Below are 17,189 nucleotides of genomic sequence, written 5' to 3' on the forward strand. Positions count from 1 at the left end.
CAGCCCCTGCTGCTTTCAAAGGCATCCTGTTCCGTCCCCCGAGCCAAGGCGAGCTGCCCAGTCTGCCCGACGGGCTTGCAAGGCCGATGCGAACATGTTGGATGAAACCGTTCCCCTTCTGGTAGCCTGCGCGACCGACATGCCCAGCCTGTTCCGCTTCCTGACCGTCATCGCCGTCATCGTCGGCGTGGTCTATGGCGCGATCTACGCGCTGGCGAATTTCGTCAATCCGAAGCCGCGCGAGATGACGGTGACGATCCCGCCGGACAGGTTCCAGAAGAGATGAGCGGCGGCGCTGCGACCAACCGAAAAGCCACAGGGCATTGATTAAGAATTTTGCGGTTGTCTGAGGCGGCCGGGCGCCGCGATATCGGCCAGATTTGCAGTCACCGCTCGCCGTGCCGGCACGAATACATCGTAGTGATTCGATCGCCTCGGACGCAGCGGATTTCACGACATGAAGGTCAAGGCCTCCGACGCCGGGCTGATGAGCCTGTTCCTCGACATGATGGCCGCCGAGCAGGGCGCCGGTCAGAACACGCTGGACGCCTATCGCCGCGACCTCACCGATCTCTCCGAATTTCTCGGCGGCAAGGCCAACGGCTTCGCCACGGCCGACACCCAGGCCTTGCGCGACTATCTCGCCGATCTCGACACCAGGGGTTTCAAATCCTCCAGCGTGGCGCGGCGGCTGTCGGCGATGCGGCACCTGTTTCGCTTCCTGCTGAGCGAGCGCATCCGCAGCGACGATCCCGCTGCCATCCTGTCGGGCCCGAAACGCGGCCGGCCGCTGCCCAAGGTGCTGTCGATCGGCGATGTCGACCGGATGCTGACCCGCGCCAAGGAGCTGAGCGAGGGCGCGGACGCTTCGCCGGCGCAGCGGCTGCGCGCGCTTCGCCTGTATTGCCTGCTCGAGGTGCTCTACGCCACCGGCCTGCGCGTCTCCGAGCTGGTGGCGCTGCCGCGCACCGCGGCGCGCAACGACGCCCGCATGATCGTGGTGCGCGGCAAGGGCAACAAGGAGCGGCTGGTGCCGCTGAACCAGGCCTCGCGCCAGGCGATGGCCGACTATCTCGCCGCCCTGGATGCGCTGAAGCCCGAGAAGAAGGCCAGCGCCACCTTCGGCAAATGGCTGTTTCCCTCGTTCGGCGAGAGCGGCCACCTCACCCGCCAGCACTTCGCCCGCGACCTCAAGGAGCTCGCGGTGGCGAGCGGCCTGCCGGCCCGGCTGGTGTCGCCGCACGTGCTGCGCCACGCCTTCGCCAGCCATCTGCTGCACAACGGCGCCGACCTGCGCATCGTCCAGACCCTGCTCGGCCACACCGACATCTCGACCACCCAGATCTACACCCACGTGGTCGAGGAGCGGCTCAAGAGCCTGGTGCGGGACCTGCACCCGCTGGCCGAGACCTGACCTCGCTTCACACCTTCCCGAAACCAAATCCGCCGGCGTGACGCCCGGCCGGCTTGACTTCGCGCCCGTCTGCCCCGAAAGAGCGCCATCCTGCCCGTTCTCCCGGCACGACGCCTGGGGGCGGCGCACCGATCGCACCCTAAGCTCCTGAAGTCCTTCATCTTCAGGTCCGAAGGCCGAACCGATTTCGTCTCCCAGCGCTCTTCCTTCAGCTCTTCCATGCCGGATCCCATGCGCAGCTACCTCGATTTCGAAAAGCCCGTTGCCGAGCTCGATTCCAAGGTCGATGAACTCCGGGCGATGGCCGCCTCCGGCACCGACATCGGCGAGGAGGTCAGCCGGATCGAGGAGAAGGCCGGCCAGGCGCTGGCCGAGCTCTACGCCAATCTGACGCCCTGGCAGAAGACGATGGTCGCGCGCCACCCGCAGCGGCCGCATTTCACCGATTTCGTCAGCGGGCTGATCACCGAGTTCACGCCGCTCGCAGGCGACCGCAAGTTCGGCGAGGACGCCGCGTTGCTGGGCGGCTTCGGCCGCTTCCGCGGCGAGCCGATCTGCGTGATGGGCCAGGAAAAGGGCGCCACCACCGAATCCCGTCTCAAGCACAATTTCGGCATGGCCCGCCCGGAGGGCTATCGCAAGGCTGTCAGGCTGATGGAGATGGCCGAACGGTTCGGCATCCCGGTGCTGTCGCTGGTCGATTCCGCCGGCGCCTATCCCGGCATCGGCGCCGAGGAGCGCGGCCAGGCCGAGGCCATCGCCCGCTCGACCGACGCCTGCCTGGCGCTCGGCGTGCCGAATGTCGCGATCATCACCGGCGAGGGCATGTCGGGCGGCGCCATCGCGCTGACCACCGCCAACCGGGTGCTGATGCTGGAGCACGCGATCTACAGCGTGATCTCGCCGGAGGCCGCCTCCTCGATCCTCTGGCGCGACGGCACCAAGGCGCAGGAAGCCGCCAACAGCATGAAGATCACCGCCCAGGACATGCTGCGTTTCGGCGTGGTCGACACCATCCTCAAGGAGCCGGTCGGCGGCGCCCACCGCGACCCGGCGGCGATGATCGCCGCCACCGGCGAGGCGATCGCCCAGGCGCTCGACGAGCTGAAGGGGCTCGACGCCGACGCCATCCGCAAACAGCGCCGGCAGAAGTTCATCGAGATCGGCCGCAAGCTCGGCTGACCGGGCCGGAGCCGAGCTCCCGGCGCTCGCGGTTTTGTGAGTCTTTCCAGCCGTTTGGCCGCATTTCGGCCCCGCCGGCGGGGTCTGCTGTTTAGGAGTTGTTGACCAAAGCGGCCGGGGCCTTTCGGCATCGCCGGAGCGCGGGTTGCGAGGCTTGGGGTCAAAGGCTACAATTTTAATCAATGGTTTGACGGCATGACGCAGGGTCGACCCGTGATTTATCCAGCTTTCGGGCCGATCGCGTGAGATGAGACTGGGGTGTTGCGGCATGCCGGGTTTGCGGGGAGCTTTGCTTTGATCAACCGCGCTTTCGTCCGGGTTCTGATGACCTCGGCGGTGTTGGCCGCCGGCGCGCTGCTGACGGGTTGCAACAGCGATCAGGTCGCGCTCGCCACCAACGCCAAGGCCAACCAGCCGGTGCCGCCGAAGCTCGTCGCGACGATGGGCGAGAAGGACATGGATCTGCAGTCGCCGATCCTGGTCCGCGTGTTCAAGCAGGAAGCCGAGCTCGAGGTCTGGAAGCAGGACCGCTCGGGCAAGTTCGCGCTGCTCAAGACCTATCCGATCTGCCGCTGGTCCGGCGATCTCGGACCGAAGGTGCGCGAGGGCGACCGCCAGGCGCCGGAGGGCTTCTACTCGATCAATCCGAGCCAGATGAACCCGCAATCGGCCTACTATCTGTCCTTCAACACCGGCTATCCGAACGCGTTCGACAAGGCGCTCGGCCGCACCGGCTCGCAGCTGATGGTGCATGGCGACTGCTCCTCGCGCGGCTGCTTCGCGATGACCGACGAGCAGATCGCCGAGATCTATGCGCTCGGGCGCGAGTCCTTCTTCGGCGGCCAGCGCGCCTTCCAGTTCCAGGCCTATCCGTTCCGGATGACGCCGGTGAACATGGCCAGGCACCGCAACAATCCGAACATGCCGTTCTGGCGCATGATCAAGGAAGGCTACGACCATTTCGAAGTCACCCGGCAGGAGCCGAAGGTCGACTTCTGCGAGAAGAAGTACGTCTTCGACGCCCAGAAGCCGCCGGGCGCGACGCACGATCCGGTGTTCGACGCCTCCGCCAAGTGCCCGGCCTACGTCGTGCCCGACGAGATCACCGCCGCCGTGCGCGACAAGCAGCAGGCGGACGAGGCGGAATATGCCAAGCTCGTCTCCAAGGGCACGCCGGTCGCCAAGCTCAACACCGGCATCGATGGCGGCATGAACCCCATCTTCGCCAGCCGCGTGCCGGGCGCCTCCACCGGCCTGTCCGACGCCGGCGAGGCGCCGGGCCTGTCGCTCGCCAACTTCCAGGCCGCGCCAGGCACGATCCCCGGTCACGTCAACCCGCCGCGCGCACCCGGCGCCGACGAGGTCGCGATGCCGACCAGCACCGCGGAGGCTCCCTCGACCCGCGTGGCGGCCGTCAGCGCGCCCGAGAAGCCGAGCTTCATGTCGAGCCTCGCCCGTAAGGTCGGGATCGGCGGCAATGCGGCGGCGGAGAGCACAGCGACAGCCAAGCCTGCGCCGAGCAAGACAGCAGAGGCGAAGCCCGCCGAGACCAAGCCTGCACCGAGGCCGGTCGCCGCCAAGCCGTCCGAGACCCGGCAAGCTGCCGCGCGGCCGCCGTTCAAGCCGGCCACGAGCGAGGCGCCCGCCACCACCGCTTCGGCCCCGGCCCAGACCCAGACCGCGCTGGTCTCCGGCGCCGTCCCGGTGCTGCAGTCGAACTCGTTCGACAGCCGCTTCGCAGGGTTCAAGTAAGCCTCGTCCAGCGGCGGGCAGTTCTGAATCGTTGCCCGCGCTTCGCCAGAGTCGGGCCGCACGCGCGGTGCCACCCTCCCCTGGAGGGGGAGGGTCGATCGCACGCGAAGCGGGCGAGCGGGGTGGGGTGATCTCTCCATACGCGCCGGTGCCAGAGGAGAGATCACCCCACCCCGCCTCACGTTTCGCTTCGCTCCTCGTGAGGCGACCCTCCCCCTCCAGGGGAGGGTGAGCACCGTGCTCGCAGCGGCGCCGCGGCGAACAATCTCAACGGCAGCTTTGGACATGCGCTTTTATCCTCGCGGCGCGCTTGGCGTCCGAGTGATGCATCGATCTCACCCTCTTTCCGAAGCGAGGGTGCAGGGAAGGCCGGACCTCGACTGAGGCCCGTGGCCCGCCTGCGAAAAAAATGCAGGCGGCAGGTACCACAGGTCCAGCCGGACGATCCGGCGGGCTCAAGCGGTGGTCGCAACACCAAGTGTTTTCATTCGTGACAGCAGCTCGTCAAGCGCTTCTGCTGGAGTTTTCCATCCTAGCGTCTTTCTCGGTCGGGAATTGAGCGCTGCGGCCACGGCGGCGATCTCGTCAGCATCGTAGACGCTCAGATCGGTACCTTTCGGGAAGTACTGCCGCAGCAGGCCATTCGTGTTCTCGTTCGTGCCACGTTGCCAGGGGCTTCTTGGATCGCAGAAGTAGATCTGAAGGTCTGTATCGATCTTGAGGTCACTGTGTTGAGCCATTTCGGTCCCCTGATCCCAGGTTAGCGAGCGGCGGAGTTCTTTGGGCAAGGTGACGATGGTGCGCGTGATCGCATCGCGTACCGCTTCAGCTCCGTGTCCGGAGAGCGCAGGCCCATCCTTCGTACGTGGGCCATCGTCAAACCCCGGCAGCCGTGGAAGGTGCAGGAGCATTGTAAACCGCGTGCTGCGTTCGACCAGCGTGCCGATTGCCGAGCTGGCGGAGCCGACGATCAGATCTCCTTCCCAATGTCCCGGCACAGCTCGATCCGCGACTTCGGCCGGACGCTCACTGATCATGATCTCTGGCGATATGAAGCCTTTGCTGCGCTTCCGCGTACGCGCTCGGGGCACGCGCAGCGCACGTCCCGTTCGCAAACAGGACGACAACTCGCGTTTCAGCGCTCCTCGGCCCTGAACAAAAAGCGCCTGGTAAATGGCTTCGTGGCTGATGCGCATCGCCTCGTCATCCGGGAAGTCGATCGGTAAGCGCCGGGCAATCTGCTCGGGACTCCACGCTTTCGTCCACCCCTGATCCTGGCTAGAGCCCGCACGACCGGCCTTCCGCCGAACGCCGCCTGGAGGTGCGACAAACCCTGCAAGCCGCTCTTCAACATAAGCGCGCAAGGCGGCGTTGCTTGCAAGCTTGCTCGGCTTAGGACGCCGGGCCGATCGATCTGCATGCCACTGGGCGGCCGTCGCCCGATAGGCCATCTTGCCGCCGTGCGTGGCCGCATTGCGATCGAGTTCACGGGAGATGGTCGAGGGAGATCGATTGAGACGCCGCGCTATCTCTCGTACAGAATGGCGCTGCGCATTCAGCAGCGCAATCTCTTCGCGCTCAGAAAAAGAGAGGTGCCGTCCGGAGAGCGGCTTCGCTGAAGGTCGGAACATTGCCGGTGCCACGCCGCCCGCTTTTCGAAATAATCGGGGGCCGACAGCATCCGATAATCCAGCAGCCAGCGCAGCATTCTCGCTGTTCAACCCAGCGGCAATCCCACGCCAAAATTTCTGCTGTTCCGCACGCCCCGCAACTGGTGGGCGCCCCAATGATCCCAGCTTGCCCCGCGTTGACCGTTTCTTTCGAATGCCCATCGCAACCTCCTCATCGAGTGTTGCGACGACCAATTGAATCCGCCTCCGGCCCTCCCTGCGCGATAGTTTTAACGGCTGCTTCGCGATCTCCCTGGGGACCGGGCTGTCTTGCCCCCATCACCGGCGAGATGCGCGGGGCATCATCCGCCGGCTTGACCTCAGCATCGGGAGGCCAGGACCACGCGACTTGACCGTGCGAGCCGATGTTGTTCGTCCGCGCGAATGATCACGCTGCAAACCGGCCCGCCCATCACATCCCGCACTCCACGCTTCGTGACGACCGCGCAGCGCCCCTCGTCGATGAGGCGGGACGGACGGAATAGATCACGAAATTCCGAAATTTGGAAGCGGCATATTTTTGCTGATGGGACTGGACAGCCCAAATCAGCTTGAACGCGCGGGCAAATTCAGTTTTTCCGCGCAGCGCGTTTCTCATCGCTGCGAGGCATGGACCCGCCCGCCGCATGCGGGACGCAGGACCGAATCGCCCGACGGGCAGAAGGCGCCAGCGTCGTCGCCCAAGCCTTCATGGCCAAGCCGGCCGGTTGACGGCTGGAATATCATGTCATATTAAAAGTTACATGAGACCCAACAGCCAGTTGTCCGGCATCCTGCACGTCCTGCTCCACATGGCGGAGCACGACGGTCCGGTGACGTCCGAGGCCCTCGCAGCGATGATGCAGACCAATCCGGTCGTGATCCGCAGAATCATGGCGGGCCTCCGGGACAGCGGCTATGTGCGCTCCGAGAAAGGCCATGGCGGCGGCTGGACGCTCGCCTGCGATCTGGCGACCGTCACCCTGCGCGACGTCTACGATTCCCTCGGGCGTCCATCGGCGTTCGCCATCGGCCATCGGAGCGAGACTCCCGACTGCCTCGTCGAGCAGGCGGTCAATGCGGCGCTCGACAGCTCCATCCGGGCCGCCGAGACCTTGCTGCTGTCCCGTCTCGGCGCCATCACGCTGGCGGCGCTGAGCGCCGATTTCCACGACCGCCTCGAACGACGCAAGCGACCTCGCAAAGGAGACATCTGTCATGCCGGCTGACATTGCCGACGGCGCTCAGCAGTTCATCCGCGCGTTTTCCGATCCCGAATTCGTCGCGCGCTACACGGATGGTCCACGGCGCTTCGTGCCCGGTCTCGACGGGCTGCACCGGATGACGGCGGTCCTGCTGGCCGAGCGGGCGCCCGAACATGCGAGGGTGCTCGTGCTGGGCGCGGGCGGCGGGCTCGAGCTCAACGCGTTGGCGGAAGCGCAACCATCGTGGACCTTCGTCGGCGTCGATCCGGCGCCGCAGATGCTGCGACTCGCCGAACGCACGCTCGGCGCGCGGACGAGTCGGGTCGAACTGATCGAGGGCACCATCGACGATGCGCCGGCCGGCCCGTTTGACGCGGCGACATGCCTGCTGACGCTGCATTTTCTGGCAGCATCGGAACGGTTGCGGACAGTCCGCGCCGTGCACGACCGGCTCCACCCTGGAGCGCCTTTCGTGGTGGCCCATAGCTGCCTGCCCAACGAGCCCGTCGAGAGATCGCTGTGGCTGGATCGGTACGCGGCCTATGCCGTTGCGTCCGGCACAGACCCCGAGCAGGCCAGGACGATGCGCGCGACCGTCGATGCCAGCGTCAACATGCTGAGCCCAGGGGAGGATGAAGCCATCCTGCGTGACGGCGGCTTTCGCGATGCCCGTCCATTCTTCACAGCGCTGACCTGGCATGGCTGGATCGGCCACGCCTGAACCGCCGCCGAGCATCACACCGATGCGCCCTGAACGATCGCGATCAGGGCCTGCTAATTAGTTGCCCGGCCTGCGCCGGCATCCACGCATGTCCCTCCCCGCGGCCCCCGAAGAGGTGGATGACGCGGCTCGCGGACAGGCTTCGCGCCGGAGCCGTGCCACGTCTCAGCCTGCGTGATGTCGCGCACGGAGCGCCGGGACGCGATCTGCGACAAACGGCGCGTCACCCGAGGCGAGGTGACGCAACCGAGAGGAGCAGGTCATGAGCTTTTGGGATGATATCGGAGATGCCGTCAGTTCCGCCGTGGACGACGTGAAGGACGTCGCGAAGGATGTGGCGGGTGCGGTCGGCGGTGCGGCGGGCGCCGTGGTCGATACGGTCGAGCACGTCGCCGGCGATGCGGCCCATGCCGTGGGCAGCGTGGTGCATGGCATCGGCGCGCTCGGCGGCGAGGCCATCCATACCGTGGGCGGCGTACTCGGCGCGATCGGGCACGGTGCCGAGGCGATCGGCGGCGGCCTGCTTCACACCGTAGGCGACGTCGCGTCGACCGTGGTCCATGTCGGCGGCGACGTCCTCCATACCGGGATCAACGTCGCCGGCGACGTGGCGTCCGGGGTCGGCCACCTGGTACATGGCGACATCGACGGCGTCATCAACGACGTCAAGCATATCGGCGGCGACATCGTCGACGGCGGGCTCAAGGTCGGTGGCGACGTGGCGCATGGCGCCCTCGACGTCGCCGGCGACCTCGCACACACCGCGGTCGGCCTCGGCGAGGCCGGGCTGGAGGCGGCCGGCGCAGTCGGCCACGGCGCGCTCGGCATGGCCGGCACCATCGTCGGAACGGCCGGCGAGGTCGGCATGGACGCGCTCGACGCTGCAGGCGCCGTGGTGAAGGGCGGCTTCGACGCCGGCGTAGCGGTGGCCGACGGCGCCATCGGCGTGGTCACCGACACGGCGTCGGCCGCGGGCCACCTGATCGGCGGACCGATCGGCGAGGCGATCTCCGGCATCGCCCACGGCGCCGATGCGGTCGGCACCGGCATCGTCGATGGCGTCGGCCATTTCGTCGGCGAGGGTCTCAACGGGCTGGCACAGACCGCCGGCGAGTTGAGCCACTCTCTGGGGCAGCAGCTCGACGCGATCGGCCACGACCTGGGCTCGCTGGTCAACGACCTCAGCCATGGCGATCTCGGCGCGGCGATCGGCGACGTCTTCAAGCTGGCCCAGGACGGCCTGCGCAGCGACGGCAGCATCCAGATCGCTCATGCGGGACAGGACGGCGGCAGCCATGGCGGGTTCTGGGACTCGATCGCGCAGGCGATCCATCAGTCCGCCGACAACGCCCAGGGCGGCCAGGGCCCCGGCCCCGGCTTCCCCGGCCCGTTGCACGGCGAGGGCTCGTCGCACAACCCGATCATCGTCGACAATTTCGGCGACCATGGCCATGCGGGCAACACCGGCATCGTACCGCCGAATTTCGACCACGCGCCGGTGGCCGTGCACGACGCGCCGCACGCCGACTACAGCCACATCGTCCAGATGGACGACGCGCATCACTTCGCGATGCATGGCTGAGGCAACGCGCTCGGCCGGCAGGCATCCCGCCGTGATCGTCACGGCGGGATGTCGCGTCAGGATCGATCGGCGTCGTGCTGGACGATGGCCGGCGGTGCACCGGTGGCCTGCGCGCGATCTCGCGGCAGGGGATCGTTCATCGCCGAGAGCGCGCATAGCGCCAGCGAGCCCCAGACGGCGGCGCTGAAATACAGCGACATCCAGGCGATCTCTTCCTTCCAGTGCTCGAACTCGTGGGTGACGGTCCAACGCGTGGCGGAGTCGCGCAGACCGGCGAGCGGATGCAGGAGTGGCGTGCCGGCGGCGCGCTCGATGCGCCAGCGCTTCACATACATCGGGACGTCGATCACGACCAGGAAGGCGAGATAGCAGGCGATGCCGACGAGGCCCGCGATCAGAAGGCCGCGCACCAGGCCGTCGAACTCCGGCAGCAGCCGGCCGAGGCCGATGCCGACGAACAGGAAGGCCACCGCCCACAGCGAGTTCTCGATCGCGTTGTAGAGGAAATTCCGGGTGACGACGGCGTACCAGGAACAGATCTCCGCGACGACGATCAGCGGCACGATGATGCGGGCCATGTTAACCGCGGTCTCGGCATCGGCGATCGCGCCGAGCTGCGCGAGGATGATGGCCCACTGCGCCGCGAAGGCGATCTCGGCGATGGTCGCGACGGTGCGGCCGATGAACACGCTCGACAGCCAGCTGTCGACCAGGCAGATACGCTGCACGTCGGCGCGCGGCAGCACCGAGCGGAAGGCGCAGCCGAACACATAGGCCGCCGACAGCGCCAGCATCGAACTGGTCTGGGACGCCTGACCCGACGAACTGCTGCCGCCGTTGAGCTGGCGGTACAGGATGAACCAGAACACGATGTTGGCGAGGCTGACGAGCGTCAGCATCGCCCACCACAGGGCGACCGGGTTCGACAGGGCTCGCGACTGCGCACGCATCCGGGCACTCCAAATTTCATGTGAACGACATGGGATCGTATTAATTCCGTCATGCAGCGGCAACCCATTCCGGCCACGGAGGATCGCAAAAGGCCGTGTGCCGGCGAGCCCTGCGGCCTGCACTGGGAGTTTCGTCACGATGTCCCGAGTTCCCTGCAGCGGGGCGGCCCTTGCGCCTCGATGGTCGGATTCCAAACCTCTTGCGTGGATCGGCGCGGGCGGAGGTGCTGCCCGCGTTGACGCTTCGCTAACCGCGAATCGCGCGTGCCAAAACCGGTCCCGCCGCGGACCGTAGCTCGGCTGAGCGAGGGTATATTGCCGATGTTGACGATCCTGTCCTGCCTGCCCGCCGATCATGATCTGCGCTACGTCGCCGCCGCACTGCTCGTCTGCGTGCTCGGCTCGATTCTGTCCATGCGGCTGCTCGCGCGGGTCCGTCGCAACGCCGGCCTCCGCCGCTTCCATCTGCTGTTTCTGGCCGGACTCGTGGCCGGTGGCACGGTCTGGACCACGCACTTCGCCGCGGTCCTCGGCTACGACACGCCAGGATACCGCTCGTTCGAGCCGGCGATGACCTTCGCCTCGCTCGGACTGGCGGTCGCCTTTGCGTGGCTCGGCTTCTTCATCACGACACGCACCCAGCGCGGCCCGCTGATCGAGGCCGGCGGCGCGGTGTTCGGCTTCGGCATCGCCGCCATGCATTACAGCGGCATGAGCGCGCTCAAGCTCGACGGCGTGCTGACCTGGAACGTGCCGATGGTGTGGCTCTCGATCGCGCTCGCGATGGGCTTCGGCGCCGTCGCGGCGAACCGCATCGCGCGGCCGGTCACCCGCTTCTGCAAATATGGCAGCTCGCTCGCGATGGTGCTTGCGATCCTGAGCCTGCACTTCACCGGCATGCTCGCGTTGACCCTGGCACCCATGGCGGCCAGCAGCGCGCCGGTGCAGTCGCTGTCGGACAGCCTGATGCTGGTCACGGTGGTCACCGGCATCGGCCTGATCATGGCGATGGCCGCCTCGGCCTACATGATCGACATGCAGGCGACGCAGGAAGCGGTCGAAGGCTATCGGCAATTGGCGCTGCAGGACCCGCTGACCGGCCTGCCGAACCGCAGCGGCCTCGGCCAGCGGCTCGCGCCGCTGCTGACCGAGGGCGACGAGACCGCGCATCTGGCGGTGCTCGCGATCGACCTCGATCGCTTCAAGGACGTCAACGACGCGCACGGCCATGCCGCGGGCGATGCGGTGCTGACGGTGATCGCACAGCGTATTGCATCGACGCTGCAGCCGGGCGAGTTCCTGGCGCGAATCGGCGGCGACGAGTTCGTCGCCGTCAAGAGCGAGATCTTCGCGCGCACCGAGGCGGCGAAGTTCGCCGAGCGGATGCGCGCGCTGGTGCTGGCGCCCGTCGAGTGGGAGGAGCGCAGCCTCTCGGTCGGCTGCAGCATCGGCATCGCGCTGCATCCCGACCACGGCCTGACCTCGGACGAGCTTCTTACCCGCGCCGATCTGGCGATGTACCGCGCCAAGAGTCTCGGCCAGGGCAAGATCTGCACCTATGAGCCGTCGATGGACGAGGCCAGCCGGCGCCGCGCCGAGCTCGCGATCGACCTCAAGCGCGCGCTGGTGCGCAACGAGTTCGAGCTGCACTACCAAGTTCAGAACGACACGCAGAGCGGCGGCATCGTCGGCTTCGAGGCGCTGCTGCGCTGGAACCATCCGGTGAAGGGCCGCGTGCCGCCGAATGATTTCATTCCGATGGCCGAACAGACCGGGCTGATCGTCGACATCGGCGACTGGGTGCTGCGCACCGCCTGCGCCACCGCCGCGACCTGGAGCCAGCCGTTCAGGGTCGCCGTCAACGTCGCGCCGATGCAGCTCAACCACGACCTGCCGAAGCGCGTCGCCGAGGTGCTGCGCGAGACTGGATTGGCGCCGGAGCGGCTGGAGATCGAGCTGACCGAGACCGGTATCATCGCCGACCGCCAGCATGCGCTGCAGGTGATGCAGGCCTTGAAGGCGATCGGCGTCACCGTGGCGATGGACGATTTCGGCACCGGCTATTCGTCGCTGTCGACCCTGCAGGTGTTTCCATTCGACAAGATCAAGGTCGACAAGAGCTTCATCCAGTCGGTCGAGACCAGCGTGCACGCCGCGGCGATCGTCAAGGCGACCCTGCTGCTCGGGCGCAGCCTCAACATCCCGGTGCTCGCCGAAGGCGTCGAGACCGAACAGCATCTCGCCTTCCTGCGCGAGGAAGGCTGCAGCAGCGTACAGGGCTTCCTGTTCGGCAAGCCGATGCCGCAGGAGGCGATCAGCCGGATGATTCGTGAGGTCGGAGGTACGCCGGCGGCTGCCGTCGACGTACAGGCCAAGAAGGCTGCGGCCGCGTGACGGCAGATCTTGTCATCGTGATTGCCTTGCGGCTGAACTGAACAGACGGCCGCGAATGTGATGGCTCACCCTCCCCTGGAGGGGGAGGGTCGATCGCACGCGAAGCGGGCGAGCGGGGTGGGGTGACGTCTCCACGCGCCGGCTCCAGAGGAGAGATCACCCCACCCCGCCTCACGCGCCGCTTCGCGCCCCGTGAGGCGACCCTCCCCTCCAGGGGAGGGTGACCGCGGCACGCAGCCCGGCCAAGCTCGGCGCAGCGTTACTCAGAACGTTCGGATGATCTTGAAGTCGAGCCCGTCGGCCGCGGCGAGATGCATCGCCATGCCGGCGCGGCCCTGCCGGATCGTCACCTCGCCGCGCGCGCCGGAATAGACGATGTTGCGGCCGGCGGCAGCGAGCGGTCGCAGGGACAGCGAGCCGGCGCGCTCGGCGGCCGCCTTGAGAAAGCGCAGGCCCTCGTAGTTCGACTGGCCGACCGATCCGACCGGCGGCGCATCGGCGCCGAACATCGCGGTGTAGCGGCTCATGAACGCGTCATTGGCCTTGGAGCCGATGCAGCTGAAATAGCCGGAGGCCGAATACAGGTTCTCGGTGTTGTCGGCGCCGATGCCGAGCAGCACCGTTTCGTCCACCGCGCCGGCGAGACGCAGGGTGGTCGCGGCGAGGCCCGACTCGCCGAAGGCGCGATTGAAGGTAATGCTGTCGGTGCCGATCAGCGAGATCAGCACGACATCGGGCCTGGCGGCGCGGATCCGCGCCAGATGCGCCTCGTGGTCATCCTCGCCCACCGGCACGAACTCCTCGCCGACCACCTGGCCGCCGGCCTCGGTGATGAAGGTCTTGGTCTGGAGGTGCGACTGCCACGGCCAGACATAGTCGCTGCCGATCAGATACCAGCGCCGGGCGCGCTTGTTCTCCGCCAGCCAGTGGATGGCGGGGCGCGTCTGGCTGTGCGGCGTCTCGCCGATCGCCATCACGCCGGGCGTGCGCTCGCCGCCTTCATAGACCGGCGTATACACATACGGGATGCGCCCGCGGGTGAGCCGGCGCAGCGCCAGCCTCACCGCGCTGATATGCGAGCCCATGACCACGTCGATGTCGTCGAATTCGAGCGCGTCCCTGGCGCGCTCGGCCACCTCGTCCGCCGGCCCGCCGGAATCGTAGAACGACAACTCGATCTCGCGCCCGAGAATGCCACCGTGGCGGTTGATGTCGGACACCGCGAGCAGCGCGCTGTTGGTCGCGGCCGGCCCCCAGATGCCGGGTGACCCGGAGAAGGTGAGGAAGTTGCCGATGCGCAGCCTGTTGTGGGAGCCGCGCCGCTGGATACGGTCAGGATCGAAGGGGGCGAGTGCAGGAAGGCCGGCCCGCCGGGGCGGGCTCCTGAACAGCAGGGATGGCGGCAGACGGAGACGCCCGGCCGTGACAGATCCTGTCGAGAGCACACCCACTCCTTGGCCGCAACCGTGCCTGGCCCATTGTGGGCCGGCGGTCATACGCCGTCAAAATCAGCACGCGTTCGGCAAATATCCTATTCGAAAATGTTGAATGTTCAAGAATTAGGATGCATATAGATCGGGCAGCTACTGCCGGACATTCATTCAAGTCGGGACCGCAAGCGAAGTTCACCGTGGCCAAACCGCCCCATCCCAACAGCCCCCTCACCGAACATCTCGCCTACCTGCTCGCGCAGGCCAACCGGGAGATCAACCGGCAGCTGGAGTCGCGCCTGAGCACCGAGGGCGTGCCCGTCGAGCAGTGGCGCATCCTCAAGGTGCTCTCCGACGGCGAGGGGCACTCGATGGGCGATCTCGCCGACGCGGTCCTGCTGAACCACCCGACCCTGACCAAGATGATCGACCGCATGGTCTCCGACTCGCTGGTCTACCGCCGCCAGGACGCCCACGACCGGCGCAAGGTGCTGATGTTCATCAGCGATCATGGCAAGGCGCTATGCAAGCGGCTGAACTCGCTGGCCGCCAGCCAGGAGGCGCACATCCTGGAGAACTACGGCGACAAGGCCACCGGCGAGCTGAAGCGGCTCTTGGAAAATCTGATCGACGCGGCGAGCTGAGGCACGCTGCGCGGCCGACATCAGGGCTAAGCTCTATCCTCCCGTCATTGCGAGCGCAGCGAAGCAATCCAGAGCCCCGCCCACCACCCTGGATTGCTTCGCTGCGCTCGCAATGACGCGGAAATCGGAGCGGTCTTCGCGTCGCATCAAGACGACTTGACCACGCCTCGTCTCCTCGCCTGCGGCAAATCGGGCGGTCCGCCCGGCAACGCCGGGATAGACGCAAGACGAATCCTCCCTCATCCTGTCCTGTGACGATCGCGACGAACGGGCCGCATAGAGCCCGCGCGCAGTCGCCGGCCGCAATCGACCGGACGAGGACACGACACAGGGAGGACAGGCCATGGGCATTCACCTGCTCGATCGCGCCATCGGCAGCAATTATCCGACATTCGCAAGCACCGCTGACATCCGCGCCTTCGAGCAGACGCCGTATGGCGAACGGATCGCCGCGCAGAGCACCTATGAGGCGTTGAAGTGCGGCGCCTCGGTCAACCCGGATGCGCCGGCGATCCAGTTTCTGCCCAACGCCGATCCGGCCGACACGCCGGTCGTGATCTCCTATCGCGACTTCATCGCCCGGGTGACGCAGGCGGCGAACATGTTTCATGCGCTCGGCGTCGGCCCCGACGACGTCGTCAGCTTCATGCTGCCTTTGGTGCCCGACGCCTTCGTCACGCTGTTCGGCGCCGAGGCCGCCGGCATCGCCAACCCGGTCAATCCGCTGCTCGAGCCGCACCAGATCGCCGAGATTCTCGATGCCGCCAGGACCAAGGTGCTGGTGGCGCTCGGCCCCCTGCCCGGCACCGACATCTGGCAGAAGGTCGAGAAGGTGCGCGGCGGCCTCAAGCACCTCAAGGCGATCGTGCAGGTGCATGGCGGCGGCGGGGACCCCGCCAACGGCATTCACGCGTTCAATGACCTGATCGGAGCGCAGCCGAGCGACCATCTCGTCAGCGGCCGGCAGATCAAGGCCAGCGACACCGCCGCCTATTTCCACACCGGCGGCACGACCGGCACGCCGAAGCTGGTGCGCCACAGCCATGGCAACCAGGTCTATCAGGCCTGGGGGATCAACCTGGTCCTGAAGGCCAAGCCCGGCGGCACCTTGCTGTTCGGCATGCCGCTATTCCATGTCGGGGGATCGCTGACCCAGGCGCTGCAGACGCTGTCGGCGGGCGGGTCCCTCGTCGTGCTGTCGGGCGCCGGCTGGCGCAATCCGAATGCGGTGCGCAACATCTGGGGTCTGGTGCAGCGCTTCAAGCCGGAGACGCTGTCGAGCGTGCCGACGGTGCTGGCGGCGACGCTCGCGGTGCCGCAAGGCGCCGCCGACATCTCCAGTCTGCGCTATGCCGCGGGCGGCGGCTCGGCGATTCCGGTCGCCGTGGGGCAGGCGATCATGGACAAGCTCAAGCTGCCGGTGATCGAGGTCTACGGCATGACCGAGACCGCGAGCGTGCACACCATGGCCTATCCGGACCAGCCGATCCGGCTCGGCTCGGTCGGCCTGCCGCTGCCTTACGCGAAGGTGCGGATCGTCAAGCTCGATGCCGACGGGCGCTATGAGCGCGACTGCGCAACGGATGAGATCGGCGTCGTCATCATGGCCGGGCCCGGCGTGTTCTCCGGCTATCTCGACGACGCCCACAACAAGGGCGCCTTCGTCCAGGGACATTGGGTCAATTCCGGCGATCTCGGCCGGCTCGATGCCGACGGCTTCCTGTGGATCACTGGCCGCGCCAAGGACCTCGTGATCCGCGGCGGCCACAACATCGATCCGGCGCCGATCGAGGAGATCCTGTTCCAGCATCCGGCCGTGGGCTTCGCCGCGGTGGTCGGTCAGCCCGACGCCTATGCGGGCGAGCTGCCGATCGGCTATGTGCAGCTCAAGCCCGGCGCGAGCGTGCAACCGGGCGAGCTGGAGGACTGGGTGCGCGCCCGCACTCCGGAGCGCGCCGCGGTGCCGGTGCAGATCATCCCGATCGATCCGATGCCGGTGACCGGCGTCGGCAAGGTGTTCAAGCCGCAACTGCGCTGGGACGCCGCGACGCGGGTGTTCGCCAAGGTGTTGTCGCAACTGACCGACCGCGGCATCGATTGCAGCGTCAAGGTCGGACCGCACGGCAGCCACGGCAGCATCGCGACGGTGACCTTGCGCAACGTGCCGGCGGAGACCCGCGAGGCGGTCGAGAACGAGGTGCACACATTGCTGGCGCCGTTCGTGATCCGGCACGAGGTGGTGATGGAGTGAGCCGCGATTCCGGGT

Annotated in this window: 13 protein-coding genes; 10 read left to right on the forward strand and 3 right to left on the reverse strand. The window is 67.1% G+C overall.

What is annotated here, in order from left to right; all coding sequences use genetic code 11:
* Positions 1-139 precede the first annotated feature (139 nt).
* From QW863_RS16930 to QW863_RS16945, 4 genes are all read left to right on the forward strand, one after another.
* Positions 140-286, forward strand: coding sequence for a histidine kinase (locus QW863_RS16930; protein WP_315715424.1), 147 nt, complete (start codon positions 140-142; stop codon positions 284-286).
* Positions 287-457: 171 nt separating this feature from the next.
* A complete protein-coding gene (gene xerD, locus QW863_RS16935) occupies positions 458-1,414 on the forward strand; it encodes a site-specific tyrosine recombinase XerD (RefSeq protein WP_315715222.1) in 957 nt (318 codons plus the stop codon).
* A 219-nt stretch (positions 1,415-1,633) separates the two neighbouring features.
* Entirely contained in the window at positions 1,634-2,596 is a 963-nt protein-coding gene (locus tag QW863_RS16940; protein WP_315715221.1) for an acetyl-CoA carboxylase carboxyltransferase subunit alpha, read from the forward strand.
* Positions 2,597-2,890: 294 nt separating this feature from the next.
* Entirely contained in the window at positions 2,891-4,348 is a 1,458-nt protein-coding gene (locus QW863_RS16945) for a L,D-transpeptidase family protein (protein WP_315715220.1), read from the forward strand.
* Between the two features lie 455 nt (positions 4,349-4,803).
* On the opposite strand, the gene QW863_RS16950 is transcribed toward QW863_RS16945, so the two are convergent.
* Positions 4,804-6,180, reverse strand: a complete 1,377-nt coding sequence (locus QW863_RS16950) for an IS30 family transposase (protein WP_315715219.1) — start codon at positions 6,178-6,180, stop codon at positions 4,804-4,806.
* A 581-nt stretch (positions 6,181-6,761) separates the two neighbouring features.
* On the opposite strand from QW863_RS16950, the gene QW863_RS16955 reads away from it, so the two are divergent.
* The 3 genes from QW863_RS16955 (at position 6,762) to QW863_RS16965 (ending at position 9,505) form a co-directional block, all read left to right on the forward strand.
* The gene (locus tag QW863_RS16955) at positions 6,762-7,226 is read left to right on the forward strand and encodes an Rrf2 family transcriptional regulator (protein ID WP_315715218.1); all 465 of its coding nucleotides are present in this window, start codon (positions 6,762-6,764) and stop codon (positions 7,224-7,226) included.
* The gene (locus QW863_RS16960; RefSeq protein ID WP_315715217.1) at positions 7,216-7,923 is read left to right on the forward strand and encodes a class I SAM-dependent methyltransferase; all 708 of its coding nucleotides are present in this window, start codon (positions 7,216-7,218) and stop codon (positions 7,921-7,923) included. The genes QW863_RS16955 and QW863_RS16960 overlap by 11 nt, the downstream gene beginning before the upstream one ends.
* Positions 7,924-8,185: 262 nt before the next feature.
* A complete protein-coding gene (locus QW863_RS16965; RefSeq protein WP_315715216.1) occupies positions 8,186-9,505 on the forward strand; it encodes a hypothetical protein in 1,320 nt (439 codons plus the stop codon).
* A gap of 56 nt (positions 9,506-9,561) precedes the next feature.
* On the opposite strand, the gene QW863_RS16970 is transcribed toward QW863_RS16965, so the two are convergent.
* Positions 9,562-10,455, reverse strand: a complete 894-nt coding sequence (locus QW863_RS16970) for a hypothetical protein (RefSeq protein ID WP_315715215.1) — start codon at positions 10,453-10,455, stop codon at positions 9,562-9,564.
* 321 nt (positions 10,456-10,776) lie between these two features.
* On the opposite strand from QW863_RS16970, the gene QW863_RS16975 reads away from it, so the two are divergent.
* Complete coding sequence (locus QW863_RS16975) at positions 10,777-12,849, forward strand: putative bifunctional diguanylate cyclase/phosphodiesterase (RefSeq protein WP_315715214.1); 2,073 nt, start codon at positions 10,777-10,779, stop codon at positions 12,847-12,849.
* A 263-nt stretch (positions 12,850-13,112) separates the two neighbouring features.
* On the opposite strand, the gene QW863_RS16980 is transcribed toward QW863_RS16975, so the two are convergent.
* Positions 13,113-14,294 carry a substrate-binding domain-containing protein gene (locus tag QW863_RS16980; RefSeq protein WP_315715213.1) on the reverse strand — a complete coding sequence of 394 codons (1,182 nt, stop codon included), beginning with the start codon at positions 14,292-14,294 and terminating at the stop codon, positions 13,113-13,115.
* A 185-nt stretch (positions 14,295-14,479) separates the two neighbouring features.
* Between QW863_RS16980 and QW863_RS16985 the strand changes: the two genes are divergently transcribed.
* Positions 14,480-14,923: a MarR family winged helix-turn-helix transcriptional regulator gene (locus QW863_RS16985; RefSeq protein ID WP_315715212.1), complete on the forward strand. Its 444-nt coding sequence runs from the start codon at positions 14,480-14,482 to the stop codon at positions 14,921-14,923.
* Positions 14,924-15,266: 343 nt separating this feature from the next.
* Positions 15,267-17,174, forward strand: a complete 1,908-nt coding sequence (locus tag QW863_RS16990; protein WP_315768032.1) for an acyl-CoA synthetase — start codon at positions 15,267-15,269, stop codon at positions 17,172-17,174.
* Positions 17,175-17,189 lie beyond the last annotated feature (15 nt).

This window comes from Bradyrhizobium sp. SZCCHNR1017, assembly GCF_032381375.1.
GTDB lineage: Bacteria > Pseudomonadota > Alphaproteobacteria > Rhizobiales > Xanthobacteraceae > Bradyrhizobium.